Raw genomic sequence first — 25,304 nt, forward strand, 5'->3', positions numbered from 1 at the left:
TTGAAGCTTGCATTCGAGTGCGAGAGGTGGGGACATCATGGGGGCTGTGGCTGTCGACCGGCTGCTGATCGAGGCGGCTGATCATTACAATGCGGGGCGCGCCGGTCCGGCCAAGGCGCTGTGCAGCGACATCCTCCAAGCGGTGCCGGATCATCTGCCGGCGTTGCATCTGTCCGCGATCCTCGCCTTCGCCGACGGCGGCATGGCGGAGGGTGCGGAGCTGCTCGGGCGCGTCTTCGCCCGCGATCCCCACCATGCGCCGGCCTATGTCACGCTCGGCGATGCGCTCGCCGTGAAAGGCGAGCGCAAGGGCGCCGCCGATGCGTTCGCGCGCGCAGCGGCTTTGCGGCCGCTCGATGCGGCGATTCACAGCAGGCTCGGCAGCGCGCTGCTCGAGCTGTCGCGCTTCGCCGAGGCCGAGGCCGCCTATCGCCACGCGCTGGCGCTCGATCCGGCGCTGTTGCACGCGCGCTGGAATCTCGCGCTCGCCTTCAACCGGCAGGGGCGGCTTGCCGAGGCGGAAGCAGCCTATCGCGCGTTGCTCGAGCGCGAGCCCTCCTATCCCGGTGCATGCCGGGCGCTGGCGCATGTGCTCGCCGACCAGGCCAGATATGACGAGGCCGTGCCGGCCTATCTGCATGCGCTGGCGGCGCAGCCGGCCGATGCCGGCCTGCATCTCAGCCTGGGCGATGTGCTCTACAAGCAGCGCGCCTTTGCCGAGGCCGCGGTACAGTATCGTCAGGCCTGCGATCTCGCGCCCGGCGATGCCAATGCCGCGCGATTGCTCGGGCACGCGCTGCATGAGGCCGACCGCCCGGCCGAGGCCGTCGAGGCCTATCGGCGCGCCGCCGTGCTCGATCCCACCGATGTGGTCGTGCTCAGCAATCTCGCGGCCTGCCTGTGCGGGACGGGCCAGCTCGATGCGGCGATTGCCGCCTGCGAGCACGCGCTGGCGCTGCAGCCCGATCACGCCCCGGCGCATACCAATCTGGGCATCATCCATGAGATGCGCGGCGAGACCATCGAGGCCGTCGCGGCGCATCGCCGCGCCGTCGCCTCCGATCCCGGTTACGCCAAGGGTCACGCCAACCTCGCGGTGGCGCTGCGCAACGCGGGCGACATCGACGCGGCGCTGGCCGCCTCGCATCGTGCGATCGCGCTGGCGCCCGACAATGCGCTCGCCCGCTACAATCACGCGCATTTCCTGCTGATGTGCGGCGACCTCGTGAACGGCTTTGCGGAGCATCGCTGGGGCCGCGACTGTCCGGACCTCTCCGCGGGCATGCCGCGCTTCGACGCGCCGCAATGGCAGGGCGCGCCGCTCGACGGACGCACGCTGCTGCTGTTCGCCGAATATGGCATCGGCGATGCGCTGCAATTCGTGCGCTACATCGATCGCGTCAGGATGATGGGGGGACCGGTCGTGCTGCAGGTGCAGCCGGCGATCGCGCCGCTGCTGCGCCGTCTGGAGGGCGTGACCGTGGTGCCACGCGGCGCGCCGCTGCCGCCATTCGATCTGCAGGCACCGCTGATGGATCTGCCGCGCATCTTCGGCACCACGCTGGAGACGATCCCGGCCGAGGTGCCTTATCTCGCGGCCGATCCGATCAAGATGGCCGCGTGGCGCAACGTGCTCGGGCGCGCTCCGTCGTTGAAAGTCGGCGTCGTCTGGGCCGGCAATCCCAGGCACAAGGGCGACCGCCAGCGCTCGCTCACCGCGCAGGCGGTGCTGCCGCGGCTGGTGATGCCGGGCGTGCAGCTCTATTCTTTGCAGAAGGAGCCGCGGCCGGACGATGCGCTAGGGCTCGCCGAGCTTGGCACCGACGTCATCGATCTCGCGCCGTTGCTGAGCGACTTCGCCGAGACCGCGGCCGCCGTTGCCGCGCTCGATCTCGTCATCTCCGTCGACACGTCGGTGGCGCATCTCGCCGGCGCGCTCGGCCGCCCGGTCTGGGTGCTCTTGCCCTATGCGCTCGACTGGCGCTGGTTGCGCGATCGCGCCGACACCCCGTGGTATCCGACCATGCGGCTATTCAGGCAGGAGAAGCCCATGGCTTGGGACGGTGTGCTGGCGCGGACGGCAGGGGAGCTCGCGCGGCTGGCGGCAGGTGAGCGCGGGCCGTTGTTGCCCGGGCTGGTATGAGGCGGTGAGCGATGTCGAAGGCTGACAGGGCCTGACGCTTATCGCATGGCCATGCGTGCGAGACCGGTCTGATCCGAGCGCGTGGACGGAAACGACAATCGCCACAAGCTGAAGAGCATCGGGAGTTGGAAAACGAAGCTGATCGCCGCAGCGCCCGCCAGCACCTCGAAACGTTGTGCCTCGATCAGGGCCTTGGCGCTCGGGACCACGTGGACCAGGCCGTCGGCGACGTAGACAAGCGCAACGGTCCGCCAGATGTTGGCGGACAGCCAGCCCATCCTGAAGGCGTGATCGAACAGCGCGAGCAATCCGCCGAGCGCGAGCGTCGAGCTCGCCATGTGAGACGGCGTGTCGTAGAAGCCGGGCTCCAACGCGGCCTGGACGAACCAGAGCCCGTAGACCACCGCGACGATCTTCAGCAACATCAGTTCGTTCCCAGGCTCGCGAGCTTATCGTCTGCCTCCGGGCAACCGATCGGATTGCGCCCGTTGATCGGAGCAGGCATGCGCGACATCGAGCCTACGATGCGTGTCACGAAGGCTCTGTTAATCGGCTCGCTTGGATTGTCCTGAACGAGCCGTTTTGCTCGCGCCTTTGATCCAGGTCCCGTGATGCAAGGGCCGGGCGCGGTTGCGGACATGGTGAAGGACCGCGTAGCCGACCTACTGCTCCGCCAGCAACTCCCTCACCCTCGGCACCACCACCTTGCCATACAGCTCGATGCTCCGCATCAGTTTCGCATGCGGCAGCGGACCGGCTGAGTATTTCAGCTGAAACCGCGACAGGCCGAGCGCCTTGATCGTCGCGGCGATCTTCTGCGCCACGGTCTCCGGCGAGCCGACATAGAGCGAGCCGTGATCGGCCTCCTGGACGAACTCGTCGCGGCCCATCGGCGGCCAGCCTCGCTCGCGGCCGATGCGGTCGCGCATGGTCTTGTAGTCCGGCCACAGCTCCTCGCGCGCCACTTCGTCGGTGTCGGCGACGTAGCCCGGCGAATGCACGCCGATCGGCTTCGTCTCGCGGCCGAACTGCTTGAGCGCGCGATGGTACAGCTCGACATAGGGCGCGAACCGTTTCGGATCGCCACCGATGATCGCGAGCATCAGCGGCAGCTCGTAATGCGCGGCGCGCACCACGGACTCGGGACTGCCACCGACGCCGATCCAGGCCCTCAGCCGCCCATGCTCGACCGGCGGATAGACCAGTTGATCCCTGAGCGGCGGGCGCAACTGGCCCTGCCAGGTCAGTGGCTGCTGCGGCAGCAGGCTGACGAACAGATCTAGCTTCTCCTCGAACAGCGCCTCGTAGTCCTTGAGATCGAAGCCGAACAGCGGGAAGGACTCGGTGAACGAGCCGCGGCCGAGGATGACCTCGGCGCGGCCGTTCGACACCGCGTCGAGCGTCGAAAAGCGCTGGAACACGCGGATCGGGTCATCCGAGCTCAGCACCGTCACCGCCGAGCCGAGCTTGATCTTCGTGGTGCGCGCGGCGATCGCCGCCAACGCCACCTCCGGCGCCGAGATCGCGAAATCGCCGCGATGGTGCTCGCCGAGCCCGATGAAATCGAGCCCGAGCTGGTCGGCGAGCATCGCCTCCGCGACGACGTCGCGGATCACCTGGGCATGGGCGGCCATCACGCCCTCCGCGTTGCGGGTGACGTCGCCGAACGTGTCCAGGCCGAATTCGATCGCTGTGCTCATGTCTCATTCCGTTGCGTCGGGCCGTCATACGGCCTCTGCTCGTCAGCTGGAAGGGGCCGCACCGGATTGCAAGCGGAGGAAAGCGAAACACAAGGTTTCCGTGAGCTTGAGCGCATCACGAGAAGGTTGGGCCGTCGCCATTCTCCGTCATTCCGGGGCAATCGTCGATGCGCAGGCGCGGAGCGGCTGCGTGTTGACGATTGAACCCGGAATCTCGAAGTCGTTCAGAATGGACGCAAGACAATATCGAGATTCCGGGTTCAAGGCCTCTCGGCCTTGCCCCGGAATGACGGTGGTCGTGATACCGAGCGGATCAGACGGTCCGGACGACCGGCAAAAATTTTTTCTTTCGTTTTTCCAGAAAGTATGCTCTACTGCGCCCATCCTGCCTCATCGATGAGGGGCGTACGCGCGGTCGTCACGAGACGCGAGGCAGGGATGCGGTGGCCGTAGCGGGTCGCAGCGCGGTGTCGCGCCGACGAACGATCCGATGCGGACAGTCAAGTCGCGTGGTCCTGGCCTCCCGATGCTGAGGTCAAGCCGGATGATGGTGCGGAAGCGCATCACGCCGACGATGGGGGCAACACAGCCGGTCCCCAGGGAGAGCGCGAAGCAGCTGTTAAGACCATCGCGCAGGGAAGGCCGGGATGTTCCAGCCGAACCTGTGGTTCCTGCCGCCTGCATTTTTTTCGCAGGCGGGCCATGGGGGCGGCGAGCTCCCGGTCTTCCCTGCGCCCTCACGTTTCAGAGGGCACGCGATCCGGACAAAGCTCGGGCTTGAGCGGCCGCGAGGGTACGAACCCATGGCCTCGGCTGATGCGATTGCCGCCCGCGCCTCCTGCGCGGTCATGCCATGCCAAAAAATGGGCGTGTGGCCCGGCCGCGCATCACCTAGGCTCCGTTCATCGATCACACGGGATGACGTGCATGGCGGCGGGCAGCGACTATCAGATCTTCGAGGCGGGCGACGTCGTGCTGCAATCGGGCGTGACGTTCCCGTCGCTGCGGCTCGCCTACAAGACCTATGGCACGCTGAACGCGGCCAAGGACAACGTCATCCTCTATCCGACCTCGTTCGGCGCCCAGCATGTCGACACCGAGTGGCTGATCGCGCCCGGCGGCGCGCTCGATCCGAGCAGCTACTTCATCATCATTCCCAACCTGTTCGGCAATGGGCTGTCGTCGTCGCCTTCGAATACGCGCGAGCTGTTCGGCGACGCGCCGTTCCCGGCCATCAGCTATCACGACGCGGTCGCGGTGCAGCGCCGGCTCGTTGAGGAACAGTTCGGGATCAGCCGGATCGCGCTGGTCTATGGCTGGTCGATGGGCGGCATGCAGGCCTATCACTGGGCCGCCTGTCATCCGGACATGGTGGAGCGTGCGGCGGTGGTGTGCGGCAGCACGCGCTGCTCGCCCTACAATCACCTGTTTCTCGATGCGGTGAAGGCGGCGCTGATGGCCGATCCCGCGTTTCGCAACGGCCGCTTTGCCGAGAAGCCGATGGCCGGCCTGCGCGCGATGGGGCGCATCTATGCGGGCTGGGCGATGTCCTACGAGTTCTACCGCGACGAGGTCTGGCGCGAGCAGGGCTTTGGCTCGCAGGAGGACTATCTCGCCGCCACCTGGGACTTGGCCTTCGCGCATCGCGACGCGAACAACCTGCTGACTCAGATCGCGATCTGGCAGGGCGGCGACATCAGCAATTGCGCGGCGTTCGGCGGCGATCTCGACCGAGCGCTCGGCGCGATCACCGCCCGCATGTTGCTGATGCCGGGCCAGACCGACCGCTACTTCGATTGGCGCGACAACGAGCGAGAACTTCCCAAGCTCGTGAACGCCCGCTCCGCGGCGCTGCGGCCGATCCCCTCGATCCACGGCCACCGCGCGGGCAATCCGATCCGCATCCCGGCGGACCGCGAATTCATCAACGCCAACGTCTCCGCCCTTCTCCAGAGCTGACACCCGAGTTCGACATGACCGACGTGCCCACCGACGAATTCGCGCCCCGTCCGAAGCTGCTGACACCGCCGATGCTGCAGCAGCTCTGCACGCGCTCCAACCTGCAGGGCGCGCTACGCACGCTCAGCCATTACGGCGCGATCATCGGCGTGGGTGCGCTGATCGGAGCGATCGCATCGACGCATGGTGTGCTGTGGGCGCTGCCCTTGCTGCCGGTGCAGGGCGTGCTCATCGCGTTCCTGTTCATGGCGGTGCACGAGACCGCGCACAAGACCGCCTTCGACAGCCGCAGGCTCAACCTCGCGGTCGGCTATCTCTCCGGCTTCCTGATCGGACTGCCTTATGAATATTACTGCCTGTTCCATTGGGAGCATCACCGCCACACCCAGGATCCCCTGCGCGATCCGGAGCTGATCGTCGGCCCCAAGCCGCGTTCGGAGACGCAGCTCGCGATTGCCTATTCCGGCCTAGTCCAGGTGGCCGGCCGTCTCAGGCTGCTGCTGAAGCATGCGGTGACCGGCGAGGTGACGGTGCCGTGGGTCCCCGCGGGCCGCCGGGCGATCGTCGTGCGGGAGGCGCGCGCCTATGTCGCGGGCTATGCACTGCTGCTCATCGCCTCGCTGGCGCTGCACAGCGCGCTGCTGCTGTGGGTCTGGGTGCTGCCGCTGCTCGTCGGACAACTGATCCTGCGGCCCTATCTCTACGCCGAGCACACCGGCTGCGATCACACCCGAAGCGCCTTCCAGAACACCCGCACTACCTTTACCACGCGGGCGGTGCATTGGCTCGCCTGGAACATGCCGTATCATGTCGAGCACCATGCCTATCCGGCGGTGCCGTTCCACGCGCTGCCGAAGCTGCACGCGATCGTCGACGGCGAGATCAAGTATCGCGAGCAGGGCTACATCGCCGTGACGCGGCAGACCTGGGCGTGGTTTCGCGCGCAGTGGAAGGAAACGAAGTCTCATCCATGATGAGTTTGGATCCGAGTTATCGCCGGCTCGGCCGGTGCGCTCCCTCTCCCGCTTGCGGGGGAGGGCTGGGGTGGGGGCGCCACAACGGCAGTCTTTCCAGAGCATCCCCCACCCGCATCGCATCTCTCGATGCGATGCGACCTCCCCCGCAAGCGGGGGAGGCGCAGACCGACCACGTCGCCAGGGATGTCAGCAAGCCATCGTGCCCGACCGGTGCGCTTCCTCCCGGCACGCCCCTTGTGGGAGAAGTGCAGTGATTGGCGTCGTGTTGATATGGTCGCAGCGACGCTGGCTCACCGCCATCGCTCGCGCATCCGCGCGCCGAGATCGATGCGCGGCCCGGAGCGCGCATATGCCGACCCCGGCTGCACCCGGGGCCAGCTGGTGCGTTCGAACAGCGGCACCAGCGCTTCCGGAATGAACCGCGTGCGTGAGGCATAGACATGACGATCGCCGCGCACCGGCTGGCCGTGGACGAAGAAGCGCTGCGGCACCAGCAGATGCAGATCGTCCTTGGCGCGGGTCATGGCGACGTAGAGCAACCGGCGCTCCTCTTCCAGCTCGGCGCTCGTGCCGGCGCCGAGATCGGAGGGCATGCAGCCGTCGACGACGTTGAGGATGTGCACGGAATTCCACTCCATGCCCTTGGCGGAATGGATGGTGGAGAGGATCAGATAGTCCTCGTCGAGCAAAGGCACGCCGGACTGATCGGAGGTGGCGTCGGGCGGGTCGAGCGTCAGCTCGGTGAGGAAACGCTCGCGCGACGGATAGCCGCTCGCGATCTGCTCGAGCTGCAGCAGGTCGGCGGTTCGCACCTCCGCATCCTCATGAACGCGCTCGAGATGCGGCTGATACCAGTGCCTGATACGCTCGATATCTCCGGGCCATTCCGAGACGCGCAGCTGCTCCAGTGTGCGCACGAACGCGGTCCAGTCATCGCCGGCGCGCGCCGGTGCGGACTGCTCGCAGAGGCGCGCGATCGGATCGGCACTGGCGCTGATGGCATCGAGCAGACGCTGCGCCGACGCCGGGCCGATGCCCGGGATCAGATGCAGCACGCGGAAGCCGGCGATGCGGTCGCGCGGATTGGCCACGAAGCGCAAGCAGGCCAGCACGTCCTTCACGTGGGCGGCATCGAGGAACTTCAGCCCGCCGAACTTCACGAACGGGATGTTGCGGCGCGTGAGCTCGAATTCCAAGGGACCGCTGTGCGACGCCGTGCGGAACAGCACGGCCTGTTGCTTCAGCACGATGCCTTCCTCGCGCTTCGCCAGCACCTGCTCGACGATGTAGCGCGCCTGATCGGTCTCGTCGCTGACGGTCACGAGCTGCGGCTTGCGCGAGCTCGTGCGGTCGGTCCACAAATTCTTGGTGAAGCGCTCCCGCGCCAGCCCGATCACGCCGTTGGCCGCCGTGAGGATCGGCTGCGTCGAGCGGTAGTTGCGGTCCAGCGTGATGATGTCGGCGCGCGGACTGAACTGATCGGGAAATTCCAGGATGTTGCGCACGGTGGCGGCGCGGAAGGCGTAGATCGACTGCGCGTCGTCGCCGACCACCGTCAGTCCCGCGCCGTCGGGCTTCAAGCCGAGCAGGATCTGCGACTGCAGCCGGTTCGTGTCCTGATATTCGTCGACCAGCACGTGGTCGAAGCGATCGCCGATCTCGCGTGCGATGGTTTCGTCCGCCATCATCTGCGCCCAGTACAGCAGCAGGTCGTCGTAGTCGAGCACGGCATTGGCCTGCTTGGCTTCGACATAGGCCGCGAACAGGCCCTTCAGCTCGCCGGCCCATTCCGCGCACCACGGAAAATGCCGCACCAGTGCCTCGTCGAGCGGCATGTCGGCGTTGACGCAGCGCGAATAGATCGCAAGGCAGGTACCCTTGGTCGGGAAGCGTCGCTGCGTGTTGGACAAGCCGCGTTCGTGCCGCACCAAATTCATCAGGTCGGCGGAATCCTCGCGATCGTGGATCGTGAACACAGGGTCGAGGCCGACGCGCTCGGCGTAGTCGCGCAGCATCCGCGCGCCCAGGCCATGAAACGTGCCGGCCCAGGTGAGCGCGGCCGTGATCGGCTCGGCCTTGCCGCCCAGCACCTTGCGGGCGATGCGCTCGACCCTGCGGCTCATCTCGCTCGCCGCGCGGCGCGAGAACGTCATCAACAGGATACGGCGCGGATCGGCGCCATTGACGAGCAGATGTGCGACGCGATGCGCGAGCGTGTTGGTCTTGCCCGAGCCCGCGCCGGCAATGATCAGCAGCGGCGGGCCGGGCGCGGCGCAGGCACCGCCATGCTCGACGGCGCGGCGCTGCTCCGGATTGAGATCGTCGAGATATGTCGCAGCCGTGGCCTGCACGAATCGTCCCTCAGCCTGCAAGAATCAGTGATTTGCGCCGCATGTGCAACGCGATGGCCCGGTCGCGGCAGCGTTTTACATGATTCGCAACCGGTCTTTTTTGTCACGGTTGCCCACAGAGCGTCTGCCAGCCGCTTGCGCTGGCGCGCTTGCACTCCTATCCAATCAGCCCCGTCACGAATCTCGGAAGAACACCGTGTCGAATTTTGCCTCCATCATCGCTGCTGAGCTCTCAGTCAAGGATGCCCAGGTCCAGGCCGCGATCGACCTGCTCGACGGCGGCGCGACCGTGCCGTTCATCGCGCGCTATCGCAAGGAGGCGACCGGCATGCTGGACGACACGCAGTTGCGTACGCTGGAGGAACGGCTGCGATATCTGCGCGAGATGGATGCACGGCGCACCGCGATCATCGAGAGCATCAAGGCGCAGGGCAAGATGACGCCCGAGATCGAGCTGGCGCTGGCGACCGCCGACACCAAGGCGCGTCTGGAAGACATCTATCTGCCGTTCAAGGAGAAGCGCCGCACCAAGGCGCAGATCGCGAAGGAAGCCGGGCTCGAGCCGCTCGCCGACATGCTGATCGGTGATCCGATGAAGGCGCCGGAGGTCGAGGCCAAGGCATTCATCAAGAAAGACGGCGACAACCCGGTCAAGGACGTCAAGGCCGCGCTCGACGGCGCCCGCGCGATCCTGGTCGAGCGCTTCGCCGAGCATGCCGACCTCGTCGGCTCGCTGCGCGAGGAGATGTGGACCCGCGGCGCGGTGAAATCGTCCGTGCGACACGGCAAGAAGACCGAGGGCGCCAAGTTCGCCGACTACTTCGATTTCTCCGAGCCGTTCACCAAGCTGCCGTCGCACCGCATCCTGGCGATGCTGCGCGGCGAAAAGGAAGAGGTGCTGCAGCTCGATTTCGGCGATGGCGAGCCGGAGGATTCGAAGGACCCGACGCTGTATGAGAACCGCATCGCGGTGACCTTCGGCATCTCGCGCCAGGGCCGCCCGGCCGATCAGTTCCTGTCGGACTCCGTGCGCTGGGCCTGGCGCACCCGCATCAAGACCTCGCTGGCGCTCGATATCCGCATGCGGCTGTGGCAGGAGGCGGAGAAGGAGGCGGTGCGCGTGTTCGCGGCCAACCTGCGCGATCTGCTGCTCGCTGCTCCCGCTGGCGGCCGCGCCACGCTCGGACTCGATCCCGGCTTCCGCACCGGCGTCAAGGTCGCGGTGATCGACCGCACCGGAAAGTTCGTCGATCACGCCACGATCTATCCGCACGAGCCGCAGCGGCAGTGGAACGAGAGCATGCTGACCCTGGCGCAGCTCTGCGTGAAGCACGGCATCGATCTCGTCGCGATCGGCAACGGCACGGCGTCGCGCGAGACCGAGAAGCTCGTCAACGATTTGATGAAGCTGAAGCCGGATCTCAAGCTGACCAAGGCGATCGTGTCGGAAGCCGGCGCGTCGGTCTATTCGGCCTCGGAGTTCGCTGCGAAGGAATTCCCCAATCTCGACGTCTCGATCCGCGGCGCCGTCTCGATCGCGCGCCGCCTGCAGGATCCGCTCGGCGAACTCGTCAAGGTGCCGCCGGCCTCGATCGGCGTCGGCCAGTATCAGCACGACCTCAACCAGTATGAGCTCGCCCGCGCGCTCGATGCCACCGTCGAGGACTGCGTGAATGCCGTCGGCGTCGATCTCAACACCGCCTCGGCGCCGCTGCTGGCGCGGGTGTCGGGCATCGGCGAGAGCCTGGCGCAGAACATCGTCGCGCATCGCGACGCCAACGGTCCGTTCCCGACCCGCGACAAGCTCAAGGAGGTGCCGCGGCTCGGACCGAAGGCGTTCGAGCAGTGCGCCGGCTTCCTGCGCATCCGCGATGGCGACAACCCGCTCGATGCCTCCGGCGTCCACCCGGAATCCTATCCGGTCGTGAAGAAGATTCTCGAGACGACCAAGAGCGACATCAAGGTGCTGATCGGCGACACCAAAACCTTGAAGACGCTCAATCCGGCGAAATTCGCCGACGAGCGCTTCGGCGTCCCGACCGTGACCGACATCATCAAGGAGCTGGAGAAGCCCGGCCGCGATCCGCGTCCGGAGTTCAAGACCGCGACCTTCCAGGAGGGCGTCGAGAAGATCACCCATCTCAAGCCCGGCATGATCCTGGAGGCGACCATCACCAACGTCGCGGCCTTCGGCGCCTTCGCCGATATCGGCGTGCACCAGGACGGCCTGATCCACATCTCGGCGATGTCCGAGAAGCGCATCAACGATCCGCGCGAGGTGGTGAAGCCGGGGCAGGTCGTGAAGGTCAAGGTGCTCGACGTCGATGTGCCGCGCAACCGCATCTCGCTGACGCTTCGGCTGTCCGATCCGCTGCCGGCCAAGGGCGAGAAGCGGACCAGCGCACGGCCGCCCGCGGGGCGCATGACCTCGCGTGAGGAGAAGCCGTCTGGCGGCGGCGCGTTCGCCGCGGCGATGGCCAAGGCCGCAGAGCGGCGCAAGGGCGCCTGAGGCGGATGGTGACGAGGCGCTGCGGAGGGAATGTCTCGTCTGCGGCGTCATATCTGCGGCGCCATGGCATTCGGCGTCGTGTCGTTGCCGTCTTCCCTATCTCCGCGGCCATGCTTACCTTGGGCGGCGAGTTGTGAGTGGGGACCGCGCATGACGAACCGGACCGTGATCATTGCCGGCGCGACTGGGCTGGTGGGACGGGAGCTGCTTCGCGGTCTGCTTGCCGACCCGGCCGTGGATCATGTGCATGTCGTCGGCCGCCGCGCGCCGCCTGACCATTCGCCCAAGCTGACGGCGCATGTCGTGGATTTCACCGCGCTGCCGCCTCTGCCGCCGGCCGACGAGCTCTATCTGGCTCTCGGGACCACGATCAAGGTGGCCGGAAGCCAGGCCGCCTTCCGCGCCATCGATCACGACGCCAACCTCGCCGTCGCCAAGGCCGCGCTCGCGAGCGGCACCAGGCGCGTTGGTCTGGTCAGCGCGATGGGCGCCGACAGCAGGTCGCGCGTCTTCTACAGCCGGGTGAAAGGCGAGCTCGAGGACGATCTGACCGCGTTGCCCTTCGAGGGACTGGTGATCGCGCGGCCTTCGCTGCTGGTCGGCCCGCGGGCGGAGCTCGGACAGCCGAGTCGTCCGGGCGAGGAATGGGGCAACAGGCTGAACAACATCATCGGCTTCCTGATCCCGGCGAACTACAAGCCCATCGCGGCGGCGGACGTCGCCAACGCGCTGCTGATGGCTGTTCCTACGGTTGCCGGCAAGCGAGTGATGCTGTCAGGGGCCATGCGCCGATGATCGAGCCTGCGGCTCTTGCGTAGCGGCCCGGTCTCGCTATTTACGATAAATCGAAATCTGATATCGCGCCGCGCCTCAAGCTCGGATCGACTGGTCGACACACCCGCCCCGTAGTTTTACGGCTCTCTCGCATGCGACTATCAGCGAGTGAATGGCTGGAGCGGGCAAGACGGGAATCGCATCTTAACATCTTAACCATATCTCGCTGTTAGTTGTGCATCGAGGAAAAACAGCCCGGTGTTTCATGCGCAGACAGCTGCTTGAATTTTGCTTCTTGGCATTGATGGGAACCCTGCTCGGATCCCAAGCGGCGACGGCGTCTCCGCGAATGGTGTCGCTGGTCTACAACTCGCAGATTCAGAACCCGCAGCAGGTCGGGTCGGACGAATTTCGCGTGAAGCTGCAGGCGTTGGCCGGCAAGCGGCTCATCATTGATGAGCGTGCGGGCAACGCATTCGGCAGCGAGGCGGCGGTGCTGGCTGCAACCCGGAGCGGCGCAGTGGACGTGGCCGTGGTGTCCGGCGGCATCGCCAGCGCGGTGGTCCCCGAGCTTGGCGTCTTCGACATCCCGTTCCTGTTCCGCGACACTGCGCATGCCAAGGCGGTTGCGCAAGGGCCGGTCGCCGCCGCGATCGGCGCCAAGTTCGCCGACAAGGGACTGGTGCTGCTGGCGCTGGGCAAGCAGGGCTTTCGCAATCTCACCAACTCGAAGCGCCCGGTCCGTACCGTCGATGACGTCAAGGGACTCAGGATCCGCGTGATCCCCAATCCGGTCTACCAGATGACCTTCAAGGCGCTCGGCGCCGACGTGATGCCGATGGATTTCCCGCTGGTCTATGCCGCGCTCAAGGACGGTCGGCTCGACGGTCAGGAAAATCCGGTTGCCACCATCGCGGCCAATCGCTTCGACGAGGTGCAGAAATATCTGACGCTCACCGGGCATTTCTTCGCGCCGATCGCCTTCGTCGCCAACCGCGCGATGTTCGACCATCTCGATGCGGCGGATCGTGATGCGCTGGTTGCCGCCGCCAAGGCGGCTGCGGAGGTCACCTGGCAGGCCCAGCTCGATGCGCAGAAGCTCGATGAGTTGCGCAAGACCGGCATGGAGGTGATCGAGACGTTCGACCGCAAGACCTTCGTCGATGCGGTCAGCCCGCTCGATGCCGACTTCGAGAAGCGCTTCGGCAAGGAGCTGCTCGCCACCATCAGGTCCACTCCGTGAAACAGCCGGGCAAATCGATGAAATTGTCTTCTCTGATGTCTTGGATCGGCGTCCGCCCGCGCATCTTCGGCGGCTTCGCCCTGATCCTGAGCTTCCTGGTGTTGCTCGGCGGCTTCGCCATGGTCCAGGTCGGCCGCATCGGCGGCACCGTGGATGAACTCGTTACCAGCGCGGCCGGGGACGCCGGCATGTCGCAGGTGCGTGCCGCGCTGCTCGGCGCCAACGGCGCGGTCGAGAGATTCGTCCGGACCTGGAACGTCGGTGACAAGGATGCGGCCAGCAAGGCCATCGACGCTGTCGGCGGTCTCGCCGATCAGGTCGAGAAGCAGTCCGGCAGCCTGAAGGTGCTGGCTGACGGCGTGGGGCCGGTACGGAGCGCGCTGGCGGCCTACCGCTCATCGTTCGCCGCCGCGGCCGAGGCCGTGGACCGCCTGCGGGCGGCGACGACCAAGACCGACGCATTGGGCGCCGTTGCCGGCATCAACATGGGCGGCATCCAGGTTGCCCTTGCCAATCGTGCGGGCAGCGAGCCGCTGATGAATCCGTTACGTCTGGCCAGCGTCGTCGACGCGGTTCGCATCGCGGTGATGCGCTATACCAACACGTTATCGAATGGCGATGCCGACGATGCCAGGCTCACCTTCGTCTATGCGAAGCTCGCGATTGCCGATACGGAGGCCGAGATCGCGGGTGTCGATGATGCCAAGCTGAAGGCGCTGGTTGCTGCGCTGAAAGAGGCTCTCACGGCGGATGCCGCCGCGCTCGAGGAGGTGATCAAGGTGGCCGCTGACCTGCGCGCCAAGCAGGCGGAGCTCGCCAAGGCGAGTGCCTCGATCGATACCCAGGTCAGCCAGATCAACCGGCAGCTTGGTACCGCGCGTGCAGAGCAGGCCGCGAGGACCGGCGTCGCGGTCGAAGATACCAAGCAGACCGTGATCGTGACCGCAGCCGCAGCGGTGATATTCGGAGCGGTGCTGGCCTGGCTGATCGGCGCCAGCGTGTCGACCCCGATCCGCGGCATGACCGACCGCATGCAGTCGCTGGCGGCCGGCGAATTGGATCAGCCGATTCCCGGCGGCGAGCAGCGCGACGAGATCGGCCGGATGGCGCGCGCCGTGGAGATTTTCCGTGACAACGCGCTTGCCGTGCGCCGCATGGAGCAGGAGGCTGCGGCACAGCGTGAAGCTGCGGAGGCCGAGCGCGCCCGCATGATGTCCGATCTGGCTGGTCGATTCGAGCAGGGCATGCAGGGTGTCATCACCGGCGTCGGCGGGCGTGCGACCGAGATGGGCGAGAGCGCTAGCGAGCTGGCGCGCGTCGCCGAACGCGGCCGTGGCCTTGCGGAAGCGGTCGCCAGCCGGGCCGAGCAGGCCTCCGTCAATGTGCAGACCGTGGCCTCGGCGACCCAGGAGCTCGCGGCCTCGATCAGGGAGATCTCCTCCCAGGTCCAGCGCTCGGTCACGGTGTCGACCCGGGCGACGCACGAGACGCAGCGGACATCCGAGCTGATCGACGGGCTGTCCAGCGCGGCGGAGAGGATCGGCACCATCGTGCAGCTGATCCAGGCGATCGCGAGCCAGACCAACCTGCTGGCGCTCAACGCCACCATCGAGGCGGCGCGCGCCGGCGAGGCCGGCCGCGGATTTGCGATCGTCGCGAGCGAAGTGAAGAACCTGGCGTCGCAGACCGCGCAGGCGACGGAGCAGATCTCGAGCCAGATCGCGACCATCCAGAGTGCGACGCAGGAGACGGTCGGCGCGATCGCCCAGTTCGGCACGACCGTGCGGGAGATTGCCGAGATCTCCAATGCGATCGCCGCCGCGGTGGAGCAGCAGGGAGCGGCGACCAGCGAGATTGCCCGCAACGTCGAGCAGGCGGCCAGCGGTACGGCGGCGGTCACGCAGGAGATCGGCGACGTGCGCAACGTGGCCGGGCAGACCGATGCCGGCGCTGAAGCTGCGCTGGCGGCGGCCGCGGCGCTGCAGCAGCAGGCCGCTTCGCTGAAGAGCAATGTCGCCGACTTCCTGCAGACGATCCGAACGGCGGCGTGAGCCGCAAACCGGTGGCGAGTGGAGTTGACGCAGGGGACGCAGGCTCACACTCTGGCGCATGACCGAGCACCAGCCGCGTTCCCTTGCGTTTCCCGTCGACGGCGCGGACATCGTGTCCGCGCTGTTCATGGCCCCGCCGCGGCCGCGCGCCTGTTTCGTGTTCGCCCATGGCGCGGGCGCCGGCATGACCCACGTCTTCATGAACCAAGCGGCCGCAAGCCTTGCCGCGCGCGGCATCGCGACGCTCCGCTTCCAGTTTCCCTATATGGAGAAGGGCAGCAAGCGCCCTGATACGCCCGCGCTCGCCCACGCCGCGGTGCGGGCTGCCGTGGCGGAGGCCGCGCGGCTCTGTCCGGGGCTGCCGCTCGTCGCGGGCGGCAAGTCGTTCGGGGCGCGCATGACGTCGCAGGCGCAGAGTGCAGCGCCGCTGCCAGGCGTGGCCGGGCTCGTCTTTCTCGGCTTTCCGCTTCACCCCGCCGGCAAGCCCTCCATCGCGCGCGCCGATCATCTCGATGCGATCGAGGTCCCGATGCTGTTCCTGCAGGGGAAGCGCGACAAGCTGGCGGAGATGGAGCTGCTCGCGCCCGTCGTGAAGCGGCTGGGACCGCGCGCGACCTTGCATTGGATCGATCAGGCCGACCACGCCTTCCACGTGCCTGCGCGCTCCGGCCGGAATGATCAGGCCGTCATGGAGGACCTGACGGAGGCGTTTGCGGCGTGGCTGGAGACTCTCGAAGCGTGTGCCGGCTGACGCGCCGAGCGCCTCTTTCGGAAAAAATGGCATGAGAACAAAAATAGAACTTTTCTGCCGCCGGAGGTTGAGGCATAGTCCTATTGAAAGGTAGGGGAGGGGGTTCGATGAAGTCAGCAGTGGTGGCGCTATCGGTGTGCGCGCTTGGCGTGCTGATGATCTCTGCAGCTCCATCGCTCGCCGATGCCAGGCTGACCGGCATGGTGGTCGTGAAGGGAACTTGCCAGAAGCTCATCGTCGCGGGAAAGGATCGCAGCTCGGAATGCAAGGGCGCGCTGCTCAATACCGACTATGACGATCAGCGCACCGGCTTCTACTTCACCTTGCTCGACGGCAGCGTGGTCACGTTCTCGAACCGCGGCGATCTGCAAGAGCAACCCGGGCCTGACAAGTTCGTCACGCCGGTCGACATGATGATCATTGGCCAAAGTCGCAAGACGATCAACAAGGTGACGGCCAAGGGGCAATGCCGTCACGGCAATCCATTCAAGGGACCCGACCTGCTCGAATGCACAGCCGACAGCGAGATCGGCCGTTTTGAAGGGCTATTTCTGTCCAATGGCGAGAAGCCGGTGATGCAGACCTTCTGAGGCCGTTACCCCTGCGCACAAGCAGGATGGGCCAGCAGGAGAGCTCGTCGCGGCGTCGCCGGTCGTCACTCGCGATCGTACGGTCCACGCGGCAAAATCCGGCCCGCTCGGCAATATCCACTTTGTCAGAAGATCGCGATGAAAAAGACAGCTTCATCCGTTTGGCTGCTGGCCCTCGGTGCGGCGAGCCGCCGGCCATGTCGGTCCGTGCAGAGGACGGATTGAAAGGGATCGAGACGTTTCACGGCCCCTGCAGGAAGCTCACGGTCGCGGCAAAGGACCGGACCGCCGATTGCAAGGGCGTTTAGCTCAATACGCGTTACCGTGACGGACGAGGCGGCTTGGAGCAAGACGCCCGGCCTCTGAGGCTGCGATCTCCCGACTCCCGAAAATTTGGCGCGACATCAAGCGCGAAATATTGCAACAAGTCGGCGTCGTGGGTGAGGCCGGGCGTGCGGGTCGCCAGAACTTGGAGAGTGTGATGTTCCGATACGTTGGGGTCGTCCTGGGGCTGCTCTGGAGCCTCGTATCGATCAGCACCGCGCTGGCCGACGACGCCAAGCTCCGGATCGGCGTTCTCCGGCTGTCCTCGTCCGCGCCAGTGTTCATCGCGTTGGACAAAGGCTATTTCCGCGAAGCTGGACTGGACGTCGAGCTGAAGTTTTTCGATGCAGCGCAACCGATCGCCGTGGCGACGGCCACCGGCGACGTCGACGTCGGGGTGACCGCCTTCACCGCAGGACTGTATAACCTCGCAGGCAAGGGCGCGTTGAAGATCATCGCCGGTATGAGCCGTGACCGCCCGGGCTTTCCGCTGATTGGCTACTTTGCCAGCAACAAGGCCTATGAGGCAGGTCTCAGGACGCCGAAGGACATTGCCGGCAAACGCGTGGCGATGACCCAGGTCGGGTCGAGCTTTCACTATTCGGTGGGGCTGCTGGCCGATAAATATGGCTTCAAGCTCGCCGACGTGAAGATCGTGCCGCTGCAGTCCATGTCCAACATGTCGGCGGCCATCAAAGGGGAAACCGTCGACGCGGCGCTGATGCCGGTTTCGGTGGCGCGCAAGCTGATGGAGGAGGGCGCCGTCAAGCATCTTGGCTGGGTCGGCGACGAGACGCCGTGGCAGGTCAGCGGCGTGTTCGCGGGGCCGAAGACACTTGCCAACACGGCGCTGGTCGGCAAGCTGCTGGCGTCGCTTCAGCGCGCCGAGCGCGAGTATCATGATGTCGTGCTCGCCTCGGTCAAGGACGGCACCGCCGCCATCGACGACAAGACCAAGCCGTTACTCGAGATCATCGGCAAGTACACGAACCTGCCGGTCGAGCAGGTCGTGGGCAATTGCGCCTACATCGATCCCGACGGCAAGCTCGATGTGAAGAACATCGAGAGCCAGATCAAATGGCTGCAGGCTCAGGGGTTCGCGGACCAGGGCTATGATGCGGCCGCGATCATCGCCAAAGACTTCGTGAAGCCGGATTGATGAAGGCAGGCGCAGCGCGGGCCTGCAGCGGGATCGCTTGATATGGACCTGATCGCCGAGACCATCAGCCACCGTTTCGACGCGCTCGATGTGCTCGATGGCGTGTCGTTCACGGTCGGAGCCGGCGAGGTGGTCGCCCTCGTTGGGCCGTCCGGCTGCGGCAAGAGCACGCTGCTGGCAATCCTCGGAGGGTTGTTGCAGCCAAGCAAGGGACAGGCGGTGCTGCGCGGAGCTCCGCCGCCCGGCAGCCTCAATCCCCTGACGTTCGTGTTCCAGGACTTCGCGCTGCTGCCGTGGGCAAGCGTCGCCGACAATGTTGCCTTTCCGCTCCTCCATACATCCCTGTCGACGCAGCAGCGCGCCGCCGCCGTCGACGATGCGTTGCGGCGAACCGGCCTGGCAGACTTCCGGACCGTCTATCCCAAGCAGTTGTCGGGCGGCATGCGACAGCGGGTCGGGATTGCCCGGGCGCTGGCGGTCCGCCCGGCGATCCTGCTGATGGATGAGCCGTTGTCGGCGCTGGACTCGCAGACCCGCGAACTGCTGATGGAGGACTTCGTCGATCTGCTCGCCGACGGCACCATGGGCGCGGTCTATGTCACGCATAATCTCGAGGAGGCCGTGCGGCTCGCCGACCGCATCGTCGTGCTGTCGCGTCGTCCCGGCCGCATCCGGAAGGTCGTCAGCGTCCCGGCGACGCGGCGCAGCCGCGGCGATGCCGGAGTACGCGCGCAACTGCTGGACCTGCAGAACGAGCTCTGGGGGCTGATCCGGACCGAGGCAATCGATGCCGAGCGCGAGGTTCAGAATGCTTGAACGCTCCCCGGCCGGAACGCCTGAGGTCGTCGGCAAGCAGAGCCGGAAAGTGCCGTTCCGGGGCGGCGGCTTCACGCCAGCCGCAAGCCGATGGGCCGGCTGGCTCGCGCTCGCGGCGGCTCTCGGCCTGTGGCAACTCATCGGCAGCCTCGCACTGGCCAACCCATTGTTCCTGCCGGCGCCGCTGACGATCTTGCGCGCCCTGTATCGATTGGCCGAAAGCGGCGCGCTCTGGCAGCATGTCTCGGCATCGTTCGTGCGCATTGTATCCGGCTGGGCGCTCGGCACGGCCACCGGCATCGTCGTCGGCTTCGCGATCGGCCTCTGGCGCATTGCGCGCAGCATCGGCATCACGTTCGTCTCTGCGCTGTTTCCGATTCCGAAGATCGCCGTGCTGCCGCTGCTGATTCTTTGGCTCGGCATCGGCGAGCAGCCGAAGATCGCGACGATCGCGCTGGGCGTGTTCTTCTCGACCACGATCTCGGTCTATAGCGGCGTCGATGCGGTGCCGCGCAACCTGATCCGCATGGCGCAGAGCTTCAACGTGCCGTTCCCGACCATCGTCCGCCGCGTGATCTGGCCCGGCGCGCTGCCGTCGATCCTCGCCGGTTTCCGCATCACCGCGTCGGTCGCGCTGATGCTCGTGGTTTCGGCGGAGATGATCGGCGCCGAGACCGGCATCGGCACCTTCGTGCTGCAGGCCGGCAATCTGATGCAGACCGATCAGCTGATGGCGGGGATCCTGATCCTGTCGCTGTTCGGTCTCGCCGTCGGCCGGCTGATCAGCATGCTCGAAGCGCGGCTCCTGCGCTGGCGCTGATCCGGCGGTGTCAGGCGTTGCCGCGGTCTTCCCGGAACAAGTCGAGCTTCTCCTGCACCGGGCGATCCGAGAACGAGAACAGTACCGCATCCTCGTCCGGCTCATGGCTGACCCATTGCCAGCTCGGAACGACGAACAGGTCGCGCGGGCCCCATTCGAAGGTCTGGTCGCCGATGCGGCTGCGGCCCCTGCCTTCGATCGCGGTGAACACGGTCGCGTCGGTCGAGCGATAGCGCGCAGTCTTGAAGCCCTTCGGCAGCAGCTGGATGAAGGTGCCGATCGTCGGCATCGCGAAATCACCCGTCTCCGGGTTGGAGAATTTCAGCTTCAGCCCGTGGCAGGCGTCCCATTCCTCGCTCCGCTTCGCGTTCTCCAGCGCCTCGCGCGTATAGGCGTAGGGATAGTTGAAGATCGGCGATGTCCTGGATTTGCGCTTCGCATCGACCGGCAGCAGATTGTGGCCGTAGCGGGCGAAGCTGTCGCCCGCGGGGCGCGCGACCTTCTGCTGGTCCTCCTGCGCGCCTTGCGCGAACGACGCGTCGAGAAACTGCACCAGGGGAATGTCGAGGCCATCGAGCCAGAACATCGGCTCGGTGGTCTCATTGCCGTGATCGTGCCAAGTCATCGACGGGGTGATGATGAAGTCGCCCGGCTCCATCAGGGTGCGCTCGCCCTCGACGGTCGTGAAGGCTCCCTTTCCTTCCAGCACGAAGCGCAATGCGGACTGGCTGTGCCGATGGGCGGGCGCAACATCGCCTGGGATCACCATCTGAACGCCGGCATAGAGCGATGTGGTGATCTTGGACTGCCCGCGCAGTCCCGGATTCTCCAGGATCAGCACGCGCCGCTCGGCTTCCTTCGCCGTGATCAGCCGCCCGGCTTCGACCATGTAGTCGCGGATCGCCGCGAACTGCCACAGATGCGGGCGGCAGGCGCTCTTCGGCTCGGGCGTGATGAGATCGCTCATCACGGTCCACAGCGCCGTCATGTTTTCGCCGTCGATCTTCTTGTAGAACGCCTCGCGCTCCGGTGTCGAAACCGCGGCCATGCGCGCCTCCCATGATCAGATGTCGTTCTTGATTGACAGTATACTGCCAATTTGATTACCGTCAAATACAACCAGAGCTGTCGCATCGGGAGGACTGCCATGATGAAGCTGCACGGCTATTTCCGCAGCAGCGCATCCTATCGCGTCAGGATCGCGCTCAACCTCAAGGGTCTCACGGCCGAGCATCTGCCGCATCACCTCCGCAAGGGCGAGCAGCGCGCGCCCGCCTATCTCGCGCTCAATCCGCAGGGTTTGGTCCCGGCGCTCGAGGACGACAGCGGCGCCACGTTGATCCAGTCGCTTGCGATCATCGAATGGCTCGACGAGACTCATCCCGAGCCGCCGCTGCTGCCGAAGGATCCGTTGCGACGCGCCCAGGTCCGCGCCTTCGCGCAGGTGCTCGCCTGCGACACCCATCCGGTGCAGAACCTGAAGGTGCTGGCGCGGCTCCGGGAGCTCGGCCTGCCCGAGGACAAGGTCACGGCCTGGGCCGGCTGGGCCAACCGCGAGGGGCTTGCTGTCTGCGAAGCGCTGATCAAGCATGAGCCTGGCCCATTCTGCTTCGGTGCGGCGCCAACCTTGGCCGATCTCTGCCTGGTGCCGCAGCTCGGCAATGCACGCCGCTTCGGCGTCGATGTCGCAGCGTTTCCGCGCCTGCTGCAGGCCGAAGCCGCGGCGAAGGCGCTGCCGGCCTTCGCCGCTGCTGCTCCGGAGCGTCAGCCCGATGCCGAGTAGGCCGGCCGACATCACGATGGACGCAGTCTACACCAAGCCGGGCTATCTGTTCCGGCGGATGCAGCAGATTGCCGTGTCCATCTTCGTCGAGGAGTGCCGCGAGTTCGACCTGACGCCGGTGCAATATGCGGCGCTGGTCGCGATCCAGACGCACCCCGGCATCGATGCCACCAGGCTGTCGGCGGTGATCGCCTTCGACCGTTCGACGCTCGGCAGCGTGATCGAGCGGCTGGAGAGCAAGGGCCATATCGAGCGCAGGCCGTCGGCCGAGGACAAGCGCGTCAAGCTGCTTTATCTGACCAGGGCGGGCGGAGCCCTTCTCCGTGCGATCATGCCGGCGGTCGATCGCGCCCAGGCCCGCATGCTGGCGCCCCTGAAGGCCCCGGATCGCAAGATGCTGATGGCGCTGCTGGCGCAGCTCGTCGATCTCAACAACGAGGTGTCGCGGGTGCCGCTGCGCGCCGAGGATGCGCTGGAGCATCTCGGCAAGACCGGCTGATCGCGGAACTCCGCGGTTGTCGGGCGCAAGGCGTAGGCTCACAGCCGCATCACCGCCTGACGATCGATCTTGCCGGTGCCCGTCTTCGGCAATTCGTCGATGAAGACGATCTCGCGTGGATATTTGTAGGGCAGCAGTTTCGCCTTCACGTAGTCCTGCAGCGCCTTGACGGTCGGGATTTGGTCGGGGGATCCGCCGTTGGTGACCACCACGGCCTTCAGGCTCATGCGACGATCCGGCAGCTCGTGCGCAAACACGGCGCATTCTCTGATATCGGGATGCTCGGCGAGGCAGAGCTCGACCTCGAGCGGATAGACCCATTGGCCGGAGATCTTGACCAGGTCGTCGGCGCGGCCGCGGAAGAAATGGAAGCCGTCGGCATCGCGCACGAAACGGTCGCCGGTGTAGATCCAGCCGCCATCGCGGATCGTCTCCGCGGTCTTGTCCGGACGGTTCCAGTAGAGCGGCGTGTTGGAGTCGCCGCGTACCCAGAGAATGCCCTCTTCGCCGTTGGCGACCTCGCGTCCTTCGCCGTCGCGCAGCGCGATCTCGTAGCCGGGAACGCGCAGTCCGGCGGCGCCGAGCTTCTTGCGGTCCTCGCGGTTCGAGAGATAGACGTGGAGAACCTCGGTCGAGCCGAGACCTTCGACGATCTCCAAGCCGGTCAGGCTCTTCCAGCCGTTGAAGACCTCGGCCGAGAGCACCTCGGCCGCGGAAACCGCGAGCCGCAGTGACGAGACGTCGGCCTGCTTCGCACCCTCGGCCTTGGTGAGCGCGGTGTAGAGCGTCGGCAGGCCGAAGAACACGGTCGGTCGGAAGCGGCCGATCGCATCGAAGATGGCGGCGGGTTTCGGCTGGCCGGGCAGCAGCAGCGTCGTCGCTCCGGCCGAGAATGGAAAGGTGATCGCATTGCCGAAGCCGTAGGCGAAGAAGATCTTGGGCACCGAGAAGCAGATGTCGTCCGGCTTGAGCCGCAGCACGTTGCGGGCGAACGCCTGCTCGCTATAGGCCATGTCGTGCTGCAGATGGACGATGCCCTTGGGGCGTCCGGTCGAGCCGGACGAATACATCCAGAATGCCATCTCGTCGCGGTGGGTGTCGGCCTCCGCCAACTGATCGGTGAAGTTAGGCAGCCACGCATCGACCGCGACCGTCGTTGCGACGGCGGTGGCCGGCGCCTCGCCGTTGACGACGACCAGTGTGCGCAGCGCGGTCTCGGCGCAGGCCTGTGCATCGAACCGTGCGGCAAACTCGGCGTCGGCGACCGCGATCTTGGCGCCGGAATCAGCGAGATAGAATTGCAGCAGATCCGGCGGCGTCAATGTGTTGATCAGCAGCGGCACGAAGCCGGCGCGCACTGCGCCGAAGAACGCGGCCGGATAGGCCGGTGTATCGTCGAGGAACAGCAGGACCCGGTCGCCGCGGCTGAGCCCGAGCGCGGTGAAGCCGTTGCCCCAACGGCAGGCGTCGGCACACAGCTCGGCATAGCTGCGCTGGCCGGCCGGACCGATCAGCGCAGTCTTGTTGGCGTTGCCCTTGGCGAGGTTGTCGAACAGCACGCGGCTGGCATTGTAGCGGGCGGGAATTGCGAAGCCGATCTCGCGCGCGCCGGCGCTGTCGCGCGGAACCTGGTCGGCAATCTCTCTCGTCATGCGCGTGCTCCCGTGTTCCGAGATGCCTCGTAGCGGGCCATGAACTGCGGAGCCATCGCGCGCAGCCTGGTATCATCGATGCGCCCGGACCGGGTGATGTAGCTGTAGGCAAAATCCAACAGGCTGAGCGTCATGTGAGCCGGGAAGGACTCATACCAGTCGCTGCTGGTCCGGGCCGCCGTCACCAGCTTCTTTACGATCGGCTGGCGCTCGGCCTGATAGCGGGCGAGGCCGTCCGAGAGGCTGGTCTCGGCATCGAGCGCCTTGGCGAGCGCGATCGCGTCCTCGATCGCCAGCCGCGTCCCGGAGCCGATCGAGAAGTGCGCCGTATGCAGCGCGTCGCCGATCAGCACCATGTTCCGGTGCCACCAGTGCTCATTCCAGACCCAAGGGAAATTGCGCCATACCGATCGGTTGGAGACCAGCGCGTGACCGTCGAGCGTGGCGGCGAACACCTGCTCGCAAACGCGCCGGGATTCATCGACCGACATCTCGGCGAAGCCATGGGCGTGCCACGTGGCGCGATCGCATTCGACCAGGAACGTGCTCATGTCCGGCGAATAGCGATAATGGTGCGCGTTGAAGCTGCCGCGGTCGGTCGCGACGAAGGTCTGCGACAGCGTGGCAAAGGTCTTCGACGTGCCGTACCATGCGAACTTGTTGCTGGAGTAGGAGACGGAGAAGCCGAAATCGCCTTCGAAGCTGCGGCGAACCAGCGAGTTCAGCCCGTCGGCAGCGATGATGAGGTCGTAGCCTGCGAGCTGGTCCAGCGACTGGATGGTCGTGCCGTAGCGGGCGACGACGCCGACGCTCTCGGCGCGGGCCTGCAGCAGCTTCAACAGCTCGAGCCGGCCGATCGCGGAAAAGCCGACGCCGTCGATCTCGACAGTCTCGCCGCGCAGATTGAGCGTGATGTTGCGCCAGCTCTCCATGTGCGGCGCGATCGCGTCCACGGTGTCGGGATCGTCGGCGCGCAGGAATTCGAGCGCCTGATCGGAGAACACGACGCCAAAGCCCCAGGTCGCCCCGGCCGGATTCTGCTCGAACAGATCGACCACGGCGGCGGGGTGCCGCTTCTTCCAGAGATAGGCGAAATACAGCCCGCCAGGGCCGCCGCCGAGCACGGCGATGCGCAAGGGCGTCCTCCACATTGACAGTATACTGTTTATTTTGGATCGGAGAATAATCCCTCATCTCGATCGA

Annotated in this window: 21 protein-coding genes; 14 read left to right on the forward strand and 7 right to left on the reverse strand. The window is 66.1% G+C overall.

The annotated features are described in order from the left end of the window. The first annotated feature begins 37 nt into the window (after positions 1-37). Positions 38-2,143, forward strand: coding sequence for a tetratricopeptide repeat protein (locus tag QX073_RS17700; protein WP_316226100.1), 2,106 nt, complete (start codon positions 38-40; stop codon positions 2,141-2,143). A 38-nt stretch (positions 2,144-2,181) separates the two neighbouring features. On the opposite strand, the gene QX073_RS17705 is transcribed toward QX073_RS17700, so the two are convergent. The 3 genes from QX073_RS17705 to QX073_RS17715 all read right to left on the reverse strand — a co-directional run bounded on the left by QX073_RS17705 (position 2,182) and on the right by QX073_RS17715 (position 4,227). Continuing rightward, positions 2,182-2,568 (reverse strand): hypothetical protein, encoded by a 387-nt coding sequence (locus QX073_RS17705; RefSeq protein ID WP_315752282.1) that lies wholly within the window; start codon positions 2,566-2,568, stop codon positions 2,182-2,184. Between the two features lie 237 nt (positions 2,569-2,805). Then, positions 2,806-3,843, reverse strand: a complete 1,038-nt coding sequence (locus tag QX073_RS17710) for an LLM class flavin-dependent oxidoreductase (RefSeq protein ID WP_316226101.1) — start codon at positions 3,841-3,843, stop codon at positions 2,806-2,808. Between the two features lie 147 nt (positions 3,844-3,990). Further along, a complete protein-coding gene (locus QX073_RS17715) occupies positions 3,991-4,227 on the reverse strand; it encodes a hypothetical protein (protein WP_315752280.1) in 237 nt (78 codons plus the stop codon). Positions 4,228-4,770: 543 nt separating this feature from the next. On the opposite strand from QX073_RS17715, the gene QX073_RS17720 reads away from it, so the two are divergent. Beyond that, positions 4,771-5,802 carry an alpha/beta fold hydrolase gene (locus QX073_RS17720; RefSeq protein WP_316226102.1) on the forward strand — a complete coding sequence of 344 codons (1,032 nt, stop codon included), beginning with the start codon at positions 4,771-4,773 and terminating at the stop codon, positions 5,800-5,802. Positions 5,803-5,816: 14 nt separating this feature from the next. Beyond that, entirely contained in the window at positions 5,817-6,776 is a 960-nt protein-coding gene (locus QX073_RS17725; protein WP_316226103.1) for a fatty acid desaturase, read from the forward strand. A gap of 293 nt (positions 6,777-7,069) precedes the next feature. On the opposite strand, the gene QX073_RS17730 is transcribed toward QX073_RS17725, so the two are convergent. After that, positions 7,070-9,130: an ATP-dependent helicase gene (locus tag QX073_RS17730; RefSeq protein ID WP_316226104.1), complete on the reverse strand. Its 2,061-nt coding sequence runs from the start codon at positions 9,128-9,130 to the stop codon at positions 7,070-7,072. Positions 9,131-9,326: 196 nt separating this feature from the next. On the opposite strand from QX073_RS17730, the gene QX073_RS17735 reads away from it, so the two are divergent. The 9 genes from QX073_RS17735 (at position 9,327) to QX073_RS17775 (ending at position 20,167) form a co-directional block, all read left to right on the forward strand. Next, complete coding sequence (locus QX073_RS17735) at positions 9,327-11,639, forward strand: Tex family protein (protein ID WP_315752276.1); 2,313 nt, start codon at positions 9,327-9,329, stop codon at positions 11,637-11,639. 150 nt (positions 11,640-11,789) lie between these two features. Beyond that, a complete protein-coding gene (locus QX073_RS17740) occupies positions 11,790-12,434 on the forward strand; it encodes a nucleoside-diphosphate sugar epimerase (protein ID WP_316226105.1) in 645 nt (214 codons plus the stop codon). Positions 12,435-12,678: 244 nt separating this feature from the next. After that, positions 12,679-13,656 carry a TRAP transporter substrate-binding protein gene (locus QX073_RS17745; protein WP_409999200.1) on the forward strand — a complete coding sequence of 326 codons (978 nt, stop codon included), beginning with the start codon at positions 12,679-12,681 and terminating at the stop codon, positions 13,654-13,656. 35 nt (positions 13,657-13,691) lie between these two features. After that, on the forward strand, positions 13,692-15,707 hold the full coding sequence (locus QX073_RS17750; RefSeq protein WP_316226118.1) for a HAMP domain-containing methyl-accepting chemotaxis protein: 2,016 nt from the start codon (positions 13,692-13,694) through the stop codon (positions 15,705-15,707). A 58-nt stretch (positions 15,708-15,765) separates the two neighbouring features. After that, positions 15,766-16,458 carry an alpha/beta family hydrolase gene (locus QX073_RS17755; RefSeq protein WP_316226106.1) on the forward strand — a complete coding sequence of 231 codons (693 nt, stop codon included), beginning with the start codon at positions 15,766-15,768 and terminating at the stop codon, positions 16,456-16,458. Between the two features lie 107 nt (positions 16,459-16,565). Further along, positions 16,566-17,048 carry a hypothetical protein gene (locus QX073_RS17760; protein ID WP_315715276.1) on the forward strand — a complete coding sequence of 161 codons (483 nt, stop codon included), beginning with the start codon at positions 16,566-16,568 and terminating at the stop codon, positions 17,046-17,048. 481 nt (positions 17,049-17,529) lie between these two features. Then, positions 17,530-18,531 carry an ABC transporter substrate-binding protein gene (locus QX073_RS17765; protein ID WP_315715278.1) on the forward strand — a complete coding sequence of 334 codons (1,002 nt, stop codon included), beginning with the start codon at positions 17,530-17,532 and terminating at the stop codon, positions 18,529-18,531. Positions 18,532-18,573: 42 nt separating this feature from the next. Beyond that, positions 18,574-19,347 (forward strand): ABC transporter ATP-binding protein, encoded by a 774-nt coding sequence (locus QX073_RS17770; protein WP_315825493.1) that lies wholly within the window; start codon positions 18,574-18,576, stop codon positions 19,345-19,347. Further along, complete coding sequence (locus tag QX073_RS17775) at positions 19,340-20,167, forward strand: ABC transporter permease (RefSeq protein ID WP_315825492.1); 828 nt, start codon at positions 19,340-19,342, stop codon at positions 20,165-20,167. The genes QX073_RS17770 and QX073_RS17775 overlap by 8 nt, the downstream gene beginning before the upstream one ends. A gap of 10 nt (positions 20,168-20,177) precedes the next feature. On the opposite strand, the gene gtdA is transcribed toward QX073_RS17775, so the two are convergent. Next, on the reverse strand, positions 20,178-21,215 hold the full coding sequence (gtdA, locus tag QX073_RS17780; protein ID WP_315825491.1) for a gentisate 1,2-dioxygenase: 1,038 nt from the start codon (positions 21,213-21,215) through the stop codon (positions 20,178-20,180). 102 nt (positions 21,216-21,317) lie between these two features. Here gtdA and maiA point away from each other — a divergent pair, with 102 nt between their 5' ends. After that, positions 21,318-21,950 carry a maleylacetoacetate isomerase gene (gene maiA / locus QX073_RS17785; RefSeq protein ID WP_316166451.1) on the forward strand — a complete coding sequence of 211 codons (633 nt, stop codon included), beginning with the start codon at positions 21,318-21,320 and terminating at the stop codon, positions 21,948-21,950. Beyond that, a complete protein-coding gene (locus QX073_RS17790) occupies positions 21,940-22,449 on the forward strand; it encodes a MarR family transcriptional regulator (protein WP_315715282.1) in 510 nt (169 codons plus the stop codon). The genes maiA and QX073_RS17790 overlap by 11 nt, the downstream gene beginning before the upstream one ends. Before the next feature lie 38 nt (positions 22,450-22,487). Here QX073_RS17790 and QX073_RS17795 read toward each other — a convergent pair whose 3' ends face one another. Then, positions 22,488-24,101, reverse strand: coding sequence for a benzoate-CoA ligase family protein (locus QX073_RS17795; RefSeq protein WP_315715283.1), 1,614 nt, complete (start codon positions 24,099-24,101; stop codon positions 22,488-22,490). Next, complete coding sequence (locus QX073_RS17800; RefSeq protein ID WP_316226107.1) at positions 24,098-25,237, reverse strand: FAD-dependent monooxygenase; 1,140 nt, start codon at positions 25,235-25,237, stop codon at positions 24,098-24,100. Before QX073_RS17800 ends, QX073_RS17795 begins: the two co-directional genes overlap by 4 nt. Between the last annotated feature and the right edge of the window lie 67 nt (positions 25,238-25,304).

Source organism: Bradyrhizobium sp. SZCCHNS3052 (assembly GCF_032484495.1).
In the GTDB taxonomy this organism is placed as follows: Bacteria; Pseudomonadota; Alphaproteobacteria; order Rhizobiales; family Xanthobacteraceae; genus Bradyrhizobium.

Excerpts from the sequence above, each read along its gene's own strand:
- QX073_RS17760 (WP_315715276.1), top strand. The coding sequence starts at position 16,566 with ATGAAGTCAGCAGTGGTGGCGCTATCGGTGTGCGCGCTTGGCGTGCTG.
- QX073_RS17715 (WP_315752280.1), bottom strand. The coding sequence starts at position 4,227 with ATGGGCGCAGTAGAGCATACTTTCTGGAAAAACGAAAGAAAAAATTTT.
- QX073_RS17740 (WP_316226105.1), top strand. The coding sequence starts at position 11,790 with ATGACGAACCGGACCGTGATCATTGCCGGCGCGACTGGGCTGGTGGGA.
- QX073_RS17725 (WP_316226103.1), top strand. The coding sequence starts at position 5,817 with ATGACCGACGTGCCCACCGACGAATTCGCGCCCCGTCCGAAGCTGCTG.
- gtdA (WP_315825491.1), bottom strand. The coding sequence starts at position 21,215 with ATGGCCGCGGTTTCGACACCGGAGCGCGAGGCGTTCTACAAGAAGATC.
- QX073_RS17790 (WP_315715282.1), top strand. The coding sequence starts at position 21,940 with ATGCCGAGTAGGCCGGCCGACATCACGATGGACGCAGTCTACACCAAG.
- QX073_RS17710 (WP_316226101.1), bottom strand. The coding sequence starts at position 3,843 with ATGAGCACAGCGATCGAATTCGGCCTGGACACGTTCGGCGACGTCACC.
- QX073_RS17720 (WP_316226102.1), top strand. The coding sequence starts at position 4,771 with ATGGCGGCGGGCAGCGACTATCAGATCTTCGAGGCGGGCGACGTCGTG.
- QX073_RS17745 (WP_409999200.1), top strand. The coding sequence starts at position 12,679 with ATGCGCAGACAGCTGCTTGAATTTTGCTTCTTGGCATTGATGGGAACC.
- QX073_RS17750 (WP_316226118.1), top strand. The coding sequence starts at position 13,692 with ATGTCTTGGATCGGCGTCCGCCCGCGCATCTTCGGCGGCTTCGCCCTG.
- QX073_RS17700 (WP_316226100.1), top strand. The coding sequence starts at position 38 with ATGGGGGCTGTGGCTGTCGACCGGCTGCTGATCGAGGCGGCTGATCAT.
- QX073_RS17755 (WP_316226106.1), top strand. The coding sequence starts at position 15,766 with ATGACCGAGCACCAGCCGCGTTCCCTTGCGTTTCCCGTCGACGGCGCG.
- maiA (WP_316166451.1), top strand. The coding sequence starts at position 21,318 with ATGAAGCTGCACGGCTATTTCCGCAGCAGCGCATCCTATCGCGTCAGG.
- QX073_RS17765 (WP_315715278.1), top strand. The coding sequence starts at position 17,530 with ATGTTCCGATACGTTGGGGTCGTCCTGGGGCTGCTCTGGAGCCTCGTA.
- QX073_RS17705 (WP_315752282.1), bottom strand. The coding sequence starts at position 2,568 with ATGTTGCTGAAGATCGTCGCGGTGGTCTACGGGCTCTGGTTCGTCCAG.
- QX073_RS17775 (WP_315825492.1), top strand. The coding sequence starts at position 19,340 with ATGCTTGAACGCTCCCCGGCCGGAACGCCTGAGGTCGTCGGCAAGCAG.
- QX073_RS17795 (WP_315715283.1), bottom strand. The coding sequence starts at position 24,101 with ATGACGAGAGAGATTGCCGACCAGGTTCCGCGCGACAGCGCCGGCGCG.
- QX073_RS17770 (WP_315825493.1), top strand. The coding sequence starts at position 18,574 with ATGGACCTGATCGCCGAGACCATCAGCCACCGTTTCGACGCGCTCGAT.